Source organism: Agathobaculum ammoniilyticum, assembly GCF_025567315.1.
GTDB classification, from domain to species: Bacteria; Bacillota; Clostridia; order Oscillospirales; family Butyricicoccaceae; genus Agathobaculum; species Agathobaculum ammoniilyticum.
Map to the genome: position 1 here is coordinate 1 of NZ_JAOQJE010000016.1, position 14589 is coordinate 14589.

The 14589-nt window shown below is 52.7% G+C and carries 12 protein-coding genes; 8 read left to right on the forward strand and 4 right to left on the reverse strand.

What is annotated here, in order from left to right:
- Positions 1-75 precede the first annotated feature (75 nt).
- Positions 76-1218: an acyl-CoA dehydrogenase gene (locus OCV66_RS13570; protein WP_107631636.1), complete on the reverse strand. Its 1143-nt coding sequence runs from the start codon at positions 1216-1218 to the stop codon at positions 76-78.
- Between the two features lie 569 nt (positions 1219-1787).
- Here OCV66_RS13570 and OCV66_RS13575 point away from each other — a divergent pair.
- Positions 1788-3209, forward strand: coding sequence for an MATE family efflux transporter (locus OCV66_RS13575; protein ID WP_054328204.1), 1422 nt, complete (start codon positions 1788-1790; stop codon positions 3207-3209).
- Positions 3210-3384: 175 nt separating this feature from the next.
- On the opposite strand, the gene OCV66_RS13580 is transcribed toward OCV66_RS13575, so the two are convergent.
- Together OCV66_RS13580 and OCV66_RS13585 are read right to left on the reverse strand one after the other, a co-directional pair.
- A complete protein-coding gene (locus OCV66_RS13580; RefSeq protein ID WP_107631638.1) occupies positions 3385-4128 on the reverse strand; it encodes an SDR family NAD(P)-dependent oxidoreductase in 744 nt (247 codons plus the stop codon).
- Between the two features lie 15 nt (positions 4129-4143).
- The gene (locus OCV66_RS13585) at positions 4144-5259 is read right to left on the reverse strand and encodes an enolase C-terminal domain-like protein (RefSeq protein WP_054328205.1); all 1116 of its coding nucleotides are present in this window, start codon (positions 5257-5259) and stop codon (positions 4144-4146) included.
- Positions 5260-5394: 135 nt separating this feature from the next.
- On the opposite strand from OCV66_RS13585, the gene OCV66_RS13590 reads away from it, so the two are divergent.
- Positions 5395-6057: an RraA family protein gene (locus tag OCV66_RS13590; RefSeq protein ID WP_054328206.1), complete on the forward strand. Its 663-nt coding sequence runs from the start codon at positions 5395-5397 to the stop codon at positions 6055-6057.
- 55 nt (positions 6058-6112) lie between these two features.
- Here the strand turns inward: OCV66_RS13590 and OCV66_RS13595 are convergent, their stop codons facing one another.
- The gene (locus OCV66_RS13595) at positions 6113-6757 is read right to left on the reverse strand and encodes a GntR family transcriptional regulator (RefSeq protein ID WP_242977913.1); all 645 of its coding nucleotides are present in this window, start codon (positions 6755-6757) and stop codon (positions 6113-6115) included.
- A 209-nt stretch (positions 6758-6966) separates the two neighbouring features.
- On the opposite strand from OCV66_RS13595, the gene OCV66_RS13600 reads away from it, so the two are divergent.
- The 6 genes from OCV66_RS13600 to OCV66_RS13625 all read left to right on the forward strand — a co-directional run bounded on the left by OCV66_RS13600 (position 6967) and on the right by OCV66_RS13625 (position 14338).
- Complete coding sequence (locus OCV66_RS13600; protein ID WP_054328208.1) at positions 6967-8061, forward strand: mandelate racemase/muconate lactonizing enzyme family protein; 1095 nt, start codon at positions 6967-6969, stop codon at positions 8059-8061.
- 34 nt (positions 8062-8095) lie between these two features.
- On the forward strand, positions 8096-9124 hold the full coding sequence (locus OCV66_RS13605) for a zinc-binding alcohol dehydrogenase family protein (RefSeq protein ID WP_147574515.1): 1029 nt from the start codon (positions 8096-8098) through the stop codon (positions 9122-9124).
- 31 nt (positions 9125-9155) lie between these two features.
- Positions 9156-10211: a C4-dicarboxylate TRAP transporter substrate-binding protein gene (locus OCV66_RS13610; protein ID WP_147574516.1), complete on the forward strand. Its 1056-nt coding sequence runs from the start codon at positions 9156-9158 to the stop codon at positions 10209-10211.
- Between the two features lie 35 nt (positions 10212-10246).
- Complete coding sequence (locus OCV66_RS13615) at positions 10247-10744, forward strand: TRAP transporter small permease (protein ID WP_054328211.1); 498 nt, start codon at positions 10247-10249, stop codon at positions 10742-10744.
- Between the two features lie 2 nt (positions 10745-10746).
- The gene (locus OCV66_RS13620; protein ID WP_054328212.1) at positions 10747-12033 is read left to right on the forward strand and encodes a TRAP transporter large permease; all 1287 of its coding nucleotides are present in this window, start codon (positions 10747-10749) and stop codon (positions 12031-12033) included.
- Between the two features lie 160 nt (positions 12034-12193).
- The gene (locus tag OCV66_RS13625; protein WP_242977915.1) at positions 12194-14338 is read left to right on the forward strand and encodes a methyl-accepting chemotaxis protein; all 2145 of its coding nucleotides are present in this window, start codon (positions 12194-12196) and stop codon (positions 14336-14338) included.
- Positions 14339-14589: the final 251 nt, after the last annotated feature.

Here is a 14589-nt window from a genome sequence, read left to right on the forward strand (position 1 = left end):
CGCTACCTTGCCGGAGGTATCCGGAACCTGCTTTACACATACGATTGCTTTCATAGTTCTGTTCTCCTCCTTTTCTTACTTGCCGAGAATGTTGCCAGAGATTACGACGCGCTGGATCTCGCTCGTTCCCTCGTAAATTTCGGTGATCTTGGCGTCGCGCATCATGCGCTCGACAGGGTAATCCTTGGTATAGCCGTAGCCGCCATGGATTTGGACCGCCTTGGTGGTGATCTTCATTGCCGCTTCCGAGGCGAACAGCTTGGCGGTCGCCGCCTCCAGCGTGAAGCGTGCGCCCGATGCCTTGACCGCAGCCGCCTTGTAGGTGAGGAGACGGGCGGCTTCAATGGCGACGTGCATGTCGGCAAAAACAAACTGGGTATTCTGGAATTTGGCGATCGGGCGCCCGAACTGCTCGCGCGTCTTGGCAAACTTGATGGATTCCTCCATGGCCCCCTCCGCAATGCCGAGCGCCTGTGCAGCGATGCCGATACGGCCGCCGTCCAGCGTCTGCATCGCGATCTTGAAGCCCTTACCCTCTGCACCGAGCAGGTTTTCCTTAGGGACGATGCAGTCGGTGAACACGATCTCCGCCGTGGGCGAACCGTGCAGGCCGAGCTTTTCCTCATGCTTGCCGACGGAGAAGCCGGGGAACGAGCTTTCCACAATAAAAGCGGAGATACCCTTTGTTCCCTTACTCCGGTCGGTCATGGCGAAAACGACAAACACATCCGCTACATAGCCGTTGGTGATAAAGATTTTGGAGCCGTTGAGTACATAGTGATCCCCCTGCAGTTCGGCAACACAGGTACCCTTGGCGGCATCCGAACCGGCATCTGGCTCGGTAAGTGCGAACGCGCCGACCTTGTGGCCCTTGGTCAGCATGCGGAGGTACTTCTGCTTCTGCTCCTCAGTGCCGTTCGCCATGATCGGGCCGCAGCACAGACCGTTGTGGGTGGCCAGGATATCGCCGGTCGAAGCACACTGCTTGGATAACTCCTCAATCGCGATAGCGGAGCAGGTGTCGTCCGCACCGGCGCCGCCGTACTGTTCGGGAACGATCATACCCATTACGCCGATATCGAAAAGCTTTTCGATGGTGTCGCGCGGATAGGTGCTGGTTTTATCGGTTTCGGCGGCGATGGGCTTTACTTCGTTTTCAGTGAAGTCACGCATCATCTGGCGAACCAATTGCTGCTCACGGGTCAACTGGAAATCCATGTTCAAGTCTCCTTCTGGTTTGATGTTTATTGCCATGCCGACGGAGCGCCGGCGTTCAGCCTGTGTCTATACCGACCAGCAGGACAAGGGGCGATCTCCGGCCGGTTCGGGGATCGGGAACGGTTTGTCTGCACGTTCGGGCAAGCGGAAAACAAAATGGTTGCGGGTTAAAATGTGTAATATCTTGGTTATATAATTGTTATTTCTTGCTTGCAAAAACCAATATACCATACCCAATATGCCGCGTCAATCAGCAAAATAACCGGAATAAAACAATAAAAGAACCATAATATATGTAAAATTGGTTGAAGTTTTTGTTGTGGCTGATAAGTGGTTGTGAAAGTGACGAAAAAACAAAAGGAAATATAGAGATAATCACCAATCACTACATGAGAAGCCCCTTTTGTGCGCTTGACAGAATAGAAAAAGATTGCTATAATTATATCAATCGAGTGGCTGCAAAGTGTAAATCCGGATCGGGTTTACACTTTTTTTGTGCGGTGCAATCAAAAAAACGGGTTATGGCAGCTTTCCCCCAAAAGTCTCCCTTGGAAGAAAAAGGAGGAACCATGAAAACAACAGAAAACGTGAGTAACAAAATGGGGAGCGTTCCGATGAACCGCCTGGTGTTCACGATGGGGGTGCCGATGATCCTGTCCATGGTGCTACAGGCCTTTTATAACATTGTGGACAGCTATTTCGTAAGCTGCATGACCGATCCGGCGGTGCCGAACCTGGGCGATTACGCGGTCAATGCGCTGACGCTGGCGTTCCCGATCCAAATGCTGATCGTGGCGATCGGCGTCGGTACTGGCGTCGGCACCAATGCGCTGCTCTCCCGTAACCTGGGGGAGGGGAACCGCGAGAAAAGCAGCCGTATATCCGGCAATTCCATTTTCCTGAGCTGCTGTACCTATGCGGTGTTCCTGCTGTTCGGACTGCTCGGCGTGGGGGTCTATATCCGGTCGCAAACGTCAGATGCGCTGGTGATAGAACTGGCAAGCAGCTATCTGCGCATCTGCTCGGTTCTGTCGTTCGGCTGCGTGGTCTACATGATTTATGAAAAGCTGCTACAGGCGACCGGCTGCACCATGTTAGCCACGATTGCACAGATGTCCGGTGTGGTCGTTAATATCATCCTTGATCCGATTATGATCTTCGGTTGGTTCGGCTGTCCGGCCATGGGTGTGGATGGCGCCGCGTATGCGACGGTTATCGGGCAGTTCGTATCGCTTATGCTGGGCTTCCTCTTTCACACCGCGGCGAACCGGAAGTATTTTGACACCAGCTTGCGGTATCTGGCGCCGCAGCGTTCCATTATTCAGGAGATCTATAAAATCGGCATTCCGGCCATCATCATGCAGGCTTTGATGTCTTTTATGACCTACGGAGTGAATATTGTCCTGGGGTCGCTTTCGACCGCCGCGGTGACTGCCTATGGAATTTATTATAAGATCCAGCAGTTTGTCTTTTTTGCGGCGTTCGGTATGAACAACGCGATGATCCCGATCATCAGCTACAACTTTGGTCGGCGGGACAAAATGCGGGTGGACAGTGGGATACGGTACGGCATGCTGTATACACTGGTGATTCTGGGAGCGGGCGCTGTCGCGTTGCAGGTGTTCGCGCATCAACTGATCGGGATTTTTGCGGTATCCGAGGAGGCGCGGCAGCTTTGTATTTATGCCATCCGCATTATCACGCCCGGCTATCTGTTTGCGGGGGCGAACATCGCGTTCCAAGGGATACTCCAGGCGTTTGGCTGCGGCGTGCAGTCGCTTTTGCTGTCGCTCATCCGCCTGATCGTGGTCGCGCTTCCTCTTGCGTGGCTGCTCACTCGCTTGCCGAACGCGGAGTTGCTGGTATGGTCTGCGTTTCCAATCGCCGAGGGCGCAGCGCTGGTCTGCGCATTGGTGCTGATGCGGCGGGTCGGCCGGCGGGTCGCAGCGTTTCTGGCCAGCGGCGCGGAGCAAACCGCCGCGATGGAATGAACGGCTGGCAAGATGTTGCCGTCCGGCTGCACATGCACATGGCTTTTGACCTGTTCTGCCTTGGAAACTTACGCAAATACAAAAAGCGCCGCTCCAGTTCTAAGGGCTGGAGCGGCGCTCTCATTTATTTTTGCGGAGGATAAAGACACAGATAGATGGCAACCTGTGCCTTGCATCAGAATCCGTATGCCAGCGCGCCGCCATCCACAGCAAAATCCTGTCCTGTGATATATTTTGCGCCATCACTCAGCAGGAATTTTGTCATTTCGCCTAAATCTCTGGTATCGCCAAACGCATGCACCGGCATTCGGCCCAGGATGGCGGCTTTCCGTTCCGGTGTCATGACCTGCTTGCTCATTTCGCTGGGGAACCAGCCCGGGGCAATGCTGTTCACACAGAGGTTGTCATTCGCCCATTCTACCGCGAGACCGCGGGTCATGCCGCATACTGCTGCCTTACTTGTGCAGTAAGGGACCACTTCGGTAAAGCCAAGATGCGCGGCCATGCTGCTGATGCTCACGATGCGCCCCTTATGCCGGCTGTTTTTCAAATACGGGTAGCATAACTGGCAGAGACGGAAGACGCTGTGGATGTTCACCTGCAGGATATGTGCAAAATCCTCTGCTGGGAAATCCTCGGCCCGGCATTTTTTTGTGATGCCTGCGTTGTTGACCAGAAAATCCAACGACTGTTTTCCGCTGGCTTGCTCGACGATCTCGCGCATGCGCGCATCGTTCGTGACATCACCCTGCACATGGATTACCCCCAGCGCGCTGGCAGGCATTCCGTCCTTTACTTTTCCGGTACGGCTTACCGCATACACGGTTGCGCCCGCCTCTGCCAGTACATTGGATATGGCATACCCAATTCCGCTGCTTCCTCCGGTAACGATGCCGATACGTCCTTCCAAGGCTTTCATGATAAATCTCCTTTCTTAAATTTCCTGAAAGCGGTAGCTGTGGCAGCTTTTTTCAATCAACTCCCAATCTAGTTCAGTGCCGATTCCGGGCTTTTCCGGCACGGTGATGACACCGTTGTGGATGGGAAGGTTGCCTTTCATGGGCAGGCGGTAATTATCTTCTGGTACAAAATACTCAAAATACTCGCAATTGCGGATCGCGCAGCTTACATGCACATTGACCAGATCCATATAGTTCATCGTTGTCGTGTGCAGCTCGCAATTCATGCCGAAAGCTTCCGCCATGTGGGCGATCTTCAGTGTCCCCGTAACGCCGTCTTTCCAGCTCACATCTGCGCGCACAATATCCGCCGCGCGCTGCGCAATCACCTGCGCAACCCCCCAATGACAGCCGCGTGTGGTTTCCGTAGCTGCAATCGGGATATCCAGGGCGCGGCACAGCTCGGTGTATTTGTACAGCTCAAAATCGCGGAAGGGTTCCTCAAACCATTTATAGCCCAGGTGCTCGAGCTGGCGCCCCACCAGGATGGCATCTCCCATGGTGTATTCGCCCACAGGGTCGCTCATGAGCACATAATCCGGTCCTACCGCATCGCGGATCGCCTGATGCACCTGCATATCAAATGATACCGGACCGCCCGGATGGGCCTTATAGCCGGGGATGCCTTGGCTTTTGTAGTAAACCGCTTCGTCCACATATTCCTGTACAGTCCCGTGGAAGTTTCCGCTGGCGTAAACCGGCAGGCTCGTCCGATATGCCCCGATGTATTGGTAAAGCGGCAGCCCCGCAGCTTTCGCGCAGATATCCCACAGGGCCACATCTACCGGTCCCGGGAGAAATACAGGGAAAAAGGCCTCATGACGGTCGATGTTCCACAGATCGTGGAAAATAGCCTCTCTGTCATGCGGGTCCCGTCCCAATACAACAGGCGCGATGCTGTCGTGGAGATAGCTTTCACTGACGCCGCCGCTACGCGCCGCCATACAGGTGGAGATGCCTTCAATGCCCGTATCGGTGGTAAGCCGGATTGCAATGACATCCCAGCCCATTTTGGCGCCGCCCTGGCGCTTTTCATCAAACAGGCACTTTCCCCGGTCGATCCACCATGTTTCAAATTTTGCAATAACCATAAATCAAGCCTCCTGTCAAAGAAATTAAAACACCTTCGAAAAAACTGCTTGAATTATATCACAACAGATATTATAATACAAGTGATATATCAGAATTCTTTTCGCAACATTTTTTCTGTAAAAGGAGCATGCTTCATGAAACATTTTCAAAATGACGACGAGATGTTCTCCCTGATGAAAGACAAGCTGTATACGCCGGTTGTAGGGGATATTCTGGATGCGATGGGCTTTGCCCATCAATTTCTTCCTCCTTATCTGCATCCGCTCCGGCCGGATATGAAAATTGCTGGACGAGCCTGCACCGTGTTAGAGCAGGACGTATTTTGCCCACAGAAAAAGCCGTTCGGTTACCTTACCGAAGCGCTCGACCAGCTGAGGCCAAACGACGTGTATTTGGCTACTGGCGCGCATAACAGTGCGCTCTGGGGGGAGCTGCTGACCGCAACAGCCAAAGCGCGCCACGCCGCCGGCGCAGTCGTAGATGGCTATACGCGGGATACGCCGCAAGTCCTCAGCCAAAATTTTCCTGTATTTGCCAAGGACCGGTGGGCGCAGGATTCCAGCATTCGCACCAATGTAGTGGACTTCCGCTGCCCGATTGAAATCGGACAGGTCACGATTCACGATGGGGACGTCGTATTCGCGGATATCGACGGTGTGCTGATTATCCCGCGCGAGGCCGCGGCCGAGTGCATCGGAAAAGCAATCGAAAAGGCGTCCGGTGAAAAGCTTGTACGAAAAGCGATCGAAGAAGGGATGTCCGCCACGGAAGCGTTCGCGAAATTCGGCATTTTATAAATGGACAAAAAGGACGGGAAGCATATTTGGATATGCTCCCCGTCCTTTTCTGTTTTCATGTGTCCCGAATCGCGTTCAGTGAGCGAATCATGGAGTGATTGATGTGTACGATGATCGCGTCACGCACATCCTCCTCGTTTTCGCGCAGCAACGCGTCGATGATGGCGACGTGCTGCTTCAAATCGTCCGAGCGGGTGGCCGATGATCGGGTCACGGCATACATGCCCAGACGCACCTGCTGCACCATGAGGGACTGGTACATATTGATCAATATGGAGTTGCCCGTAATAGCTATCAGGTAAGAGTGGAAATCAGCATCTAGGTTGAACCGTGCTAGGTCGGTCAGCGTGTCGGAGTGCTGGAACTGTGTTTGAAAATCCAGCAGCTTGTCTTTGGAATAAAGCGTTTTATATTCGGTTGTTATGTTTGGTTCCATAAGCTTCCGTGCCTGATACAGCTCGACGACTGACTTTTCGGTATAGGGGGCGATCCGCATCCCCTTGCGCGGGAAAATCTCCACCAGGCCTTCCTTTTGTAATGCCAGAAGCGCTTCGCGCAGAGGCGTCCGGCCAAAGCCAGTCTCATCCAACAGCTCCTTTTCGTTGATCGCCTGTCCCGGCAAATATTGACAGGAAACGATTTTTTCATAAAGATATCTATGCGCCTCGGCAACCATAGATTTCGCTCGTTTTCCCGACACAAAAATACCCCTTTTCCTATTTTTTACCGTCGGAAGCGCTGCCCCAGTCTTCTGACAGAACTTACAATTATCATACAAAAACTTTGGTAAAAAAGCAAGTGGTTAATTTGATATTTTACGGTTGAAATATATTTATTTCTGTTTTATAATATCTGTGATATATCAATAAGGCCATTATTCACTCTAAGATCAGAAAGGAATATCTATCTATGGATGCTTCGAAAACTCTTATCAAGGACATACATATTTACCAGGCGGTCAGCAGAATCAGTAAGCCGATCGCGGATGCGACGCACGACATCAGCAAGATCGCGTTCTATGTGCTGGAGGTAGAGAGCGCCAGCGGAGAAATCGGTCAGGGCTACCTGTTAAGCTTCCATTACAGCCCCAATGCTATTGAGGGTGCGCTGAAAGACCTGAGACGCTTTGTTTTGGAGCGCGACTACCGCGTATATGAAACCGCGCAGATACAGAAAGATTACGAGATCGAGAGCGAGTATTTCGGCATCGTCGGCCTACAGCGCTGGGCGCTGGCCACGCTCAATGTCGCCTTGTGGGACGTTTGGAGCCGTATGAACAAACAGCCGATCTACCGCATGTTTGGCTGTCACAGGAAGCCCATTCCGGTATACGGCAGCGGCGGCTGGCTCAGTTATAGCGATGAGGAGCTGGTCGAAGAGGTTGTGGACTATAAGAAGCGAGGCTTCACTGCCGTCAAGATCAAAGTTGGCAGTCCGGATATGGAACGTGATATCCGTCGCCTGCATCTGGTCCGCGAAGCGGTGGGTCCCGAACTGAAGATCATGATGGACGCGAATCAGGGGATGGACGTACCCAGTGCGATCAAGCTGATCAGCCTGGTGGAGGACATCGGTATCTTCTGGTTCGAGGAGCCGGTCGTCAACACGGATTTTGAGGGCTACGCGACCATTCACGCGAAAACGCATATCAGCCTTGCCATGGGAGAGCGGGAATACAGTACCGTGGCGCTGCGCGAGCTGATCGGCCGGCGCGCGCTTGACCTTTGGCAGCCGGACCTGATCCGCCTGGGCGGCGTAGAAGCCTGGCGGGACAGCGCGGCGCTCGCCAACGCCTACAACATTCCGGTGCTGCCGCACTACTACAAGGACTATGATGTGCCGCTGCTGGCTACGGTCTCCAACCCCTATGGTGCGGAGAGCTTTGACTGGATCGACGCCATTATTGACGAGCCGATGACCATTCAAAACGGCTTTGCCCTGCAGCGTGAGGGGGACGGCTGGGGCTTCCGTTTCCTGCCCCAATTCATGACAGAAGTAAAGTAACCCCTATGCTTTGATTGAAAAGAGGTCGATTTACTTGAAAGCCATTGTAATCACCGAGCCCGGGAAGGCAGTAACGGATGAACAGGAGCGCCCAGAAGCGGCAAAAGGAGAGGCGCTTTTGAAAATGCTGGTCGGCGGCGTGTGCGGGAGTGACCTGGCCTCGTTTCGGGGTGCGTCTGCCTATGTCAGCTATCCACGCACGATTGGGCATGAGTTCGCGGCTGAGGTCGTTGCGGTTGAGGATAATCCGTATGGTATCCGGCCGGGCATGGTCGTGACGGGCAATCCCTATTTCAATTGCGGCAAATGCTATAGCTGCCGCCGCGGCTTTGTAAACTGCTGCGTTAATAACCAGACAATGGGTGTGCAGCGTGAAGGCGCATTCAGCGAATACTTTATCATGCCGGTAGAACGCCTGTATGACGGGCAGGGGATCGCGCCGGAGTCTCTTGCGCTGATCGAGCCGTTTTGCATCAGCTATCACGGTGTGAGCCGCGCGGACGTACAGCCAGGCGATAAGGTACTGGTGATCGGTGCGGGTGCGATTGGTATTTTGGCCGGCGTGGCCGCGCGGAGCTTTGGGGCAGAGGTCCACATCACGGATATTGCAAAGGATAAGCTCGAATTGGCAGAGCGCGAGTTCGGCTTCAGCGGGAGCTTCGTGAACGACAGCCCCGACGCCCTACGGGCGTATGTGCAGAAGATCACAAACGGCGACGGCTTTGACGTCACCATTGAAGCGGTTGGAGCCCCGTCGACCTTCTTGGGCTGTGTGGAAGCTGCGGCAAGCCAGGGGCGGATGGTGGTCATCGGTGTCGCGAAGCATAACGCCGATTTCAATTTTTTGGAGCTGCAGCGCAAGGAGCTTAATGTGTTCGGGAGCCGCGGCGCGACAAAAGCGGATTTTGCCGCGACCATGAAGCTGGTAAAGGACGGCTTTGTCGATTTGACCAAGCTGATTTCCCGCACCTACCCGATCGCAGACGCCGGCGCCGCATTTCAGGACATGGATCAACATTCCGCAGAAATCGTGAAAGCGGAATTTGATTTTAGAAGAGAATAAACCAAGAGGAAAAGAAAGTGAGGAATTACCTATGAAAAGACGTTTTGCAGCTTTGCTTGCCTTGGCGATGTGCCTTGGATCGTTAACGGCTTGCTCCAGCAGCACCCCAAACACGGACACTGCGGATGGCACGGGTGGCGCGGGCGCCGCGAATGCGGCGTCTCCGGTTACGATTCAGGTGGGCTTTGAAAACACCAATGAAGAGCCGATCGGCCAGGCGGTGGAAAAGTGGGCCGAGTTGGTAGAGGAGCAGAGCGGCGGTACCATGAAGCTGGAGCTGTTCGCAAACAGCGCGCTCGGCAGTAAGAGCGAGCTGATCGACCAGATGGTAATGGGCGAAAACATCATCACCATTGCCGATGGCGCGTTCTACGCAGATTACGGCCTGCCGGATATGGGCATCCTGTACGGCCCGTTCTTCTTCGATACCTGGGAGGATGTCTGGACCCTGCTGGACAGCGACTGGTATGCGGACGAATGTGAAAAGCTGAAGGAAAAAGGCTTGACCATCCTTGCGTCCAACTGGATCTATGGTGAGCGTGAGCTGATGACCAAGAGCAAGGTGGTGACGCCTGCTGATATCAAGGGCAAGAAGATCCGTCTGGCGAGCAGCCAGATCTATGTGGAGGGTTTCAATGCGTTGGGTGCCACCGCGGTCCCGATGGCGCTGGGCGATGTGTACACCTCGCTTCAGAATGGCACGCTCGATGGCGTTGAGAACCCGCTCAGCACGCTGTACGGCCAGAGCTTCCAGGAGGTCGCCAAGTACATCCTGATGACCGGCCATATCAAGAACTTTACGACCTGGTGCATTGGAACGGATTTCCTGAACACGCTCTCTGCGGAGCAGCAGGAGCTGCTCTACAGCACTGCCGAGGAAGCCGGCCTTTATAACAACGAACTGCAGGAGCAGGCTGATGAGGAATACCGTCAGATGCTGGTGGACGCAGGCGTCGAGATCACCGAACTGACCGACGACCAGCTTGCCGAGTGGAAAGAAGCCGCGCAGCCCTTCTATGAAATGGGCGACACCTTTGGCTGGAGCGAAGGCCTGTACGACACGGTACAAGCGGCAATGGGCAAATAAAACTTTGGATCGCACAGAAGCAGGAGGGCAATATAATGAAAAAAGTGCTGGACGCACTGGTCAAGGTGGAGGCTGTATTGGCTGCGGCGATCCTAGTAATCCTGATTGCATGTACATTTTTCGGCGTGCTTGCGCGGTATTTGTTCAACAGTCCGTTTACCTGGGAGGAAGAAGTGCAGGTTGCGTGCATGGTATGGATCACCTTCCTGGCCGCGCCCGTCGCGTTCCACACCAAGAGCCATGTCGCGATCGAAATATTGGTGGATGCATTTCCGCAAAAGGTGCAGCGTGTGATAGAAGTGCTGATCATGATCCTGATGTATGCGATCCTGATTTATTTCTTCTTCCGCAGCCTGGAATTTATCAGCGTACTGGCCCGCACGGGTCGCAAAACGCCGATTTTGATGGCGCCCTATTCCGTGATTTACGGAGTAGCGCCGGTATCCATCATCCTCATGCTGATCAGCTATACTTATGAAACCGTAAAGAAAGTATTCCTTACCCCGGCTCAAAACGAAAAGGAGGAAGCATAATCATGAATACTCCTGTCGTTATGATGGTCATTGCGCTGCTTGTTCTTTTATTTATGAAAGTACCGGTGTTTGCATCGGTTTTGGGTGCGTCAATCGTGTATTTCGTCATGAGCCCGGGCATTAACTCGGCCGTGTTCGCGCAGCAGGCGATCACGGGCGCGGAAAGCGTTACTCTTTTGGCGATCCCGTTCTTTGTATGCGCGGGTGTCCTGATGAACTATACGGGTGTCACCAAGCGCATCATGGATTTCTGCTCGGTACTGACCGGCCGCATGTACGGCGGTCTAAGCCAGGTCAATATCCTGCTCTCCACGCTGATGGGCGGACTGTCCGGATCCGCGCTGGCTGATGCCGCAATGGAGGCGAAAATGCTTGTCCCAGAAATGGAGAAAAAAGGGATCAGCAAGTCTTTCTCCACGGTTGTGACCGCAGCGTCTTCTATGATCACCCCGCTGATCCCGCCCGGAATCGGCCTGATCCTGTACGGCTGTATTGCCAACGTATCGATCGGTAAGCTGTTCGTCGCCGGAATCGGACCCGGTTTGCTGCTGTGCATTACGATGATGTTCATGGTATCCCTGATCTCGAGGAAGCGTAAGTACCTGCCGCTCCGCACCACGAAAATGACCGGCGATATGTTCTGGTCTTCTTTCAAGCCTGCGATTTTGCCGCTGTGCCTGCCTATCATTATTATCGGCGGCGTGCGTCTGGGCATTTTCACCGCGACTGAGGCCGGTGCGGTGGCTATCGCGTATTCGCTTCTGCTGGGCATCCTTTACCATGACCTGAGCGCAAAGCAATTTGCACAGGGGCTTCAGGAAACGTTGACGACGACATCTTCTATCATGCTGATCGTTGCCGCCGCGTCCACGTTCTCATGGATTCTGACCAAGGAGATGATCCCTCAGCAATTTACCGAGTGGATGATCAATGTGATCGACAATAAGTGGGTTTTCTTGGTTGCGGTGGATGTATTCCTGATTATTGTAGGCATGTTTGTCGAGGGCAATGCCAGCATGATTGTCCTGGTCCCGTTGTTCGCGCCTGCAGCGGCAGCGTATGGGCTGGATCCCATCCATTTTGCGATGGTATTTATTTTCGCCAATGCGATCGGCGCGTTTACGCCGCCGATGGGAACGCTGATGTTCGTAGCCTGCGGCGTCACAGAATGTAAAACAAAGGATTTTATCAAGGAGGCAGTGCCGTTTTATCTGTTGCTGGCCGGATGCTTGCTCGCCTTGACCTTTGTTCCAGTTTTCTCGACCGGCTTGGTAAACCTGATTTATTGATTGGATAGTTCGCTTGTTACAACTTTTTTCATATCCGCAAAGCGGCCGTATTTCAATGATACGGCCGCTTTGCTTTTTTGCTCAAAGGCCGATTAAGAAAACTAAACTTTTTTGACAAATTGACGATATTATCTATATATCTTGATAGGGGGAGAACATATTGAAAAAACTGAAGCTGGCGTCCAAGCTGGCAATCTGGATTGGCATGGCACTTTTTGTTGCTTTGGGGGCGCTGGTAGCGGTAACGGTCTTTACGACGCAGTCGGCTATTCAAAAAGGGATTTCTGGCGAACTGTCCTCATTGGCAGAAGCAAACGGAGAAGCAGTTCAGAATATTTTCAATTCGGTAGAAAATGCGGCGCAGGGAATGCAGAACTATATGGAGGACGCCTTTGAAAAAGCGGTGCAGAAGCCGGAGGAAAATACCGTGCCGCAATCACCGGAAGCGGCGGCGTTGTTTCAGAGTGAATTGTATAGCGGGAAAAACCTGACGCCTATCTCGCACAGTGCGGAGCAGTTTATTGTGCAAACGGCGCGCAATCTGGTAAAAGAGAACAATGGCATCATCGGTGTTGGCGTTATGTTTGAACCGTATGCGTTTGAAAGCGATATACGGGATTATGGCTTTTATATTGATACCAATACCGTGGATTCCTCGTTTACCCCCTATCAGTCTTATGAAGATTATGCGAAGGAAGCTTCCTACATGATACCAGTGCAGGAAAAACGATCCTATATTTCACAGCCATATTCGTATGGGGAGGGGCTGGTCGTATCCTATGGAACGCCGATCCTGCATAACAATAAGGTGCTGGGTACGGTAATAGCCAGCGTGGACCTCAATGCTTTTGCGGAAACTAAAACATCGAGCGATAACTATTCCTCAATGTGGGTAACGATATGTAACGGCAGCGGCAGCATTGTCTGGGACAGTGAGACGCTGGATGATGTGGGCAAAAATATTGTGACGGATTTTACGGTGGATGAGAAGCAAAAGCAGGAATTGTCCGACCGTATGGCCGCACAGACTGCGTTCTCGATGGAAAAAGAACGTCCGGACGGTACAGAAACGACGGTGTTCTATTGCCCTGTTAAAGTAGGGGGCGAAACATGGTGGTCCTCGACCGGACTGTATACGTCAGATGCACAGCGGGCTGTCCGTAGTACCACCATGCTTCTTCTCCTTCTTTCCGCACTGGCGCTCGTATTGATCCTGCTGACGGTTACCATGGTGCTGAAACGTATGCTGGCACCGGTGCAGCATGTGGTTCAGGCCGCACGAGGGATTGCCGAAGGCGATCTGGATATCCACCTTGATGCATCATCTCAGGATGAGATAGGAAGCCTGTCAAAAGCCTTTCAGGATATGGTGGAAAGTCTGAAAGCAATCATTGGGGACATCAATTATCTTCTGAATGAGATGAGCGCCGGAAATTTCCGTATTCACACACGGGAAGAAGCACACTATGTAGGCGCGTACCAAAGCATTTTGCTGGCGGTACGGCAGATTAACCGTACTCTGAGCGATACGTTGAACCGCATTAATGGAGCGGCCGATCAGGTGGCGGCTGGTTCTGCGCAGGTATCCAACGGCGCACAGGCGCTTGCGCAGGGAGCAACCGAACAGGCGAGCGCGGTACAGGAGCTGTCTGCCACGATCGACGATATTTCGAATGGTAGTCGGCATACGGCTGCCATGGCGCTGAAGGCTAAGGATGCGGTCGATCATGCAGGCGAGGAACTGAAGTTGAGCAATGAATCCATTGCGAAAATGAGCGAAGCTATGCAGAATATATCCGAAGCTTCACAGGAAATCGGGAAGATTATCGCCACAATTGAAAACATTGCATTCCAGACGAATATACTTGCCCTGAACGCGGCGGTGGAAGCCGCACGCGCTGGTTCGGCAGGGAAAGGCTTTGCAGTCGTTGCAGACGAAGTGCGGAACCTTGCTTCCAAATCCGACCAAGCGGCAAAAGCGACAAAGGAGCTGGTGGAAAGATCGATTTGCGCGGTAGATGATGGCGTAGAAATAATGCAGAGTGTGACGGAAGCCGTCTCCCGTGTGCTGGACTCTGCAGGAAGCGCGGTATCTGGTATGGATGAGGTGGCTGTAGCTGTGGAGAAGCAGAGTGATTCGATCGTGCAGATCCAGCAGGGGATTGACCAGATATCCAGTGTTGTGCAGACTAATTCCGCAACTGCAGAGCAATCGGCTGCGGCAAGTGAGGAATTGTCGGGGCAGGCGCAGATGCTGAAAGGACTGATCGACAGGTTTAAACTGCGTGATCAGGGAGAACGATGAATAGGGAAGGAAAATACCACAGGCATATGGCCTGTGGTATTTTTTGTGTGATGTGAGAGGGTACGCCTCCTGAAAAAATTTCTTGAGAAAAAATAAATAATAAATAAGAATATGCGTATACAAAAATAAAATGAAATATGTTACTTTATCACAAATAAACGAATGAAAAGTTGTCATAATATATGAAAAATATAATAGGATAGAAAAGAGATTGACAGACCAAGCAGGTGGTGTTATATTTTGTTTAACAG

Coding starts and splice junctions, on each gene's coding strand:
- OCV66_RS13570 (WP_107631636.1), bottom strand. CDS start 1,218: ATGGATTTCCAGTTGACCCGTGAGCAGCAATTGGTTCGCCAGATGATG.
- OCV66_RS13575 (WP_054328204.1), top strand. CDS start 1,788: ATGAAAACAACAGAAAACGTGAGTAACAAAATGGGGAGCGTTCCGATG.
- OCV66_RS13580 (WP_107631638.1), bottom strand. CDS start 4,128: ATGAAAGCCTTGGAAGGACGTATCGGCATCGTTACCGGAGGAAGCAGC.
- OCV66_RS13585 (WP_054328205.1), bottom strand. CDS start 5,259: ATGGTTATTGCAAAATTTGAAACATGGTGGATCGACCGGGGAAAGTGC.
- OCV66_RS13590 (WP_054328206.1), top strand. CDS start 5,395: ATGAAACATTTTCAAAATGACGACGAGATGTTCTCCCTGATGAAAGAC.
- OCV66_RS13600 (WP_054328208.1), top strand. CDS start 6,967: ATGGATGCTTCGAAAACTCTTATCAAGGACATACATATTTACCAGGCG.
- OCV66_RS13610 (WP_147574516.1), top strand. CDS start 9,156: ATGAAAAGACGTTTTGCAGCTTTGCTTGCCTTGGCGATGTGCCTTGGA.
- OCV66_RS13615 (WP_054328211.1), top strand. CDS start 10,247: ATGAAAAAAGTGCTGGACGCACTGGTCAAGGTGGAGGCTGTATTGGCT.
- OCV66_RS13620 (WP_054328212.1), top strand. CDS start 10,747: ATGAATACTCCTGTCGTTATGATGGTCATTGCGCTGCTTGTTCTTTTA.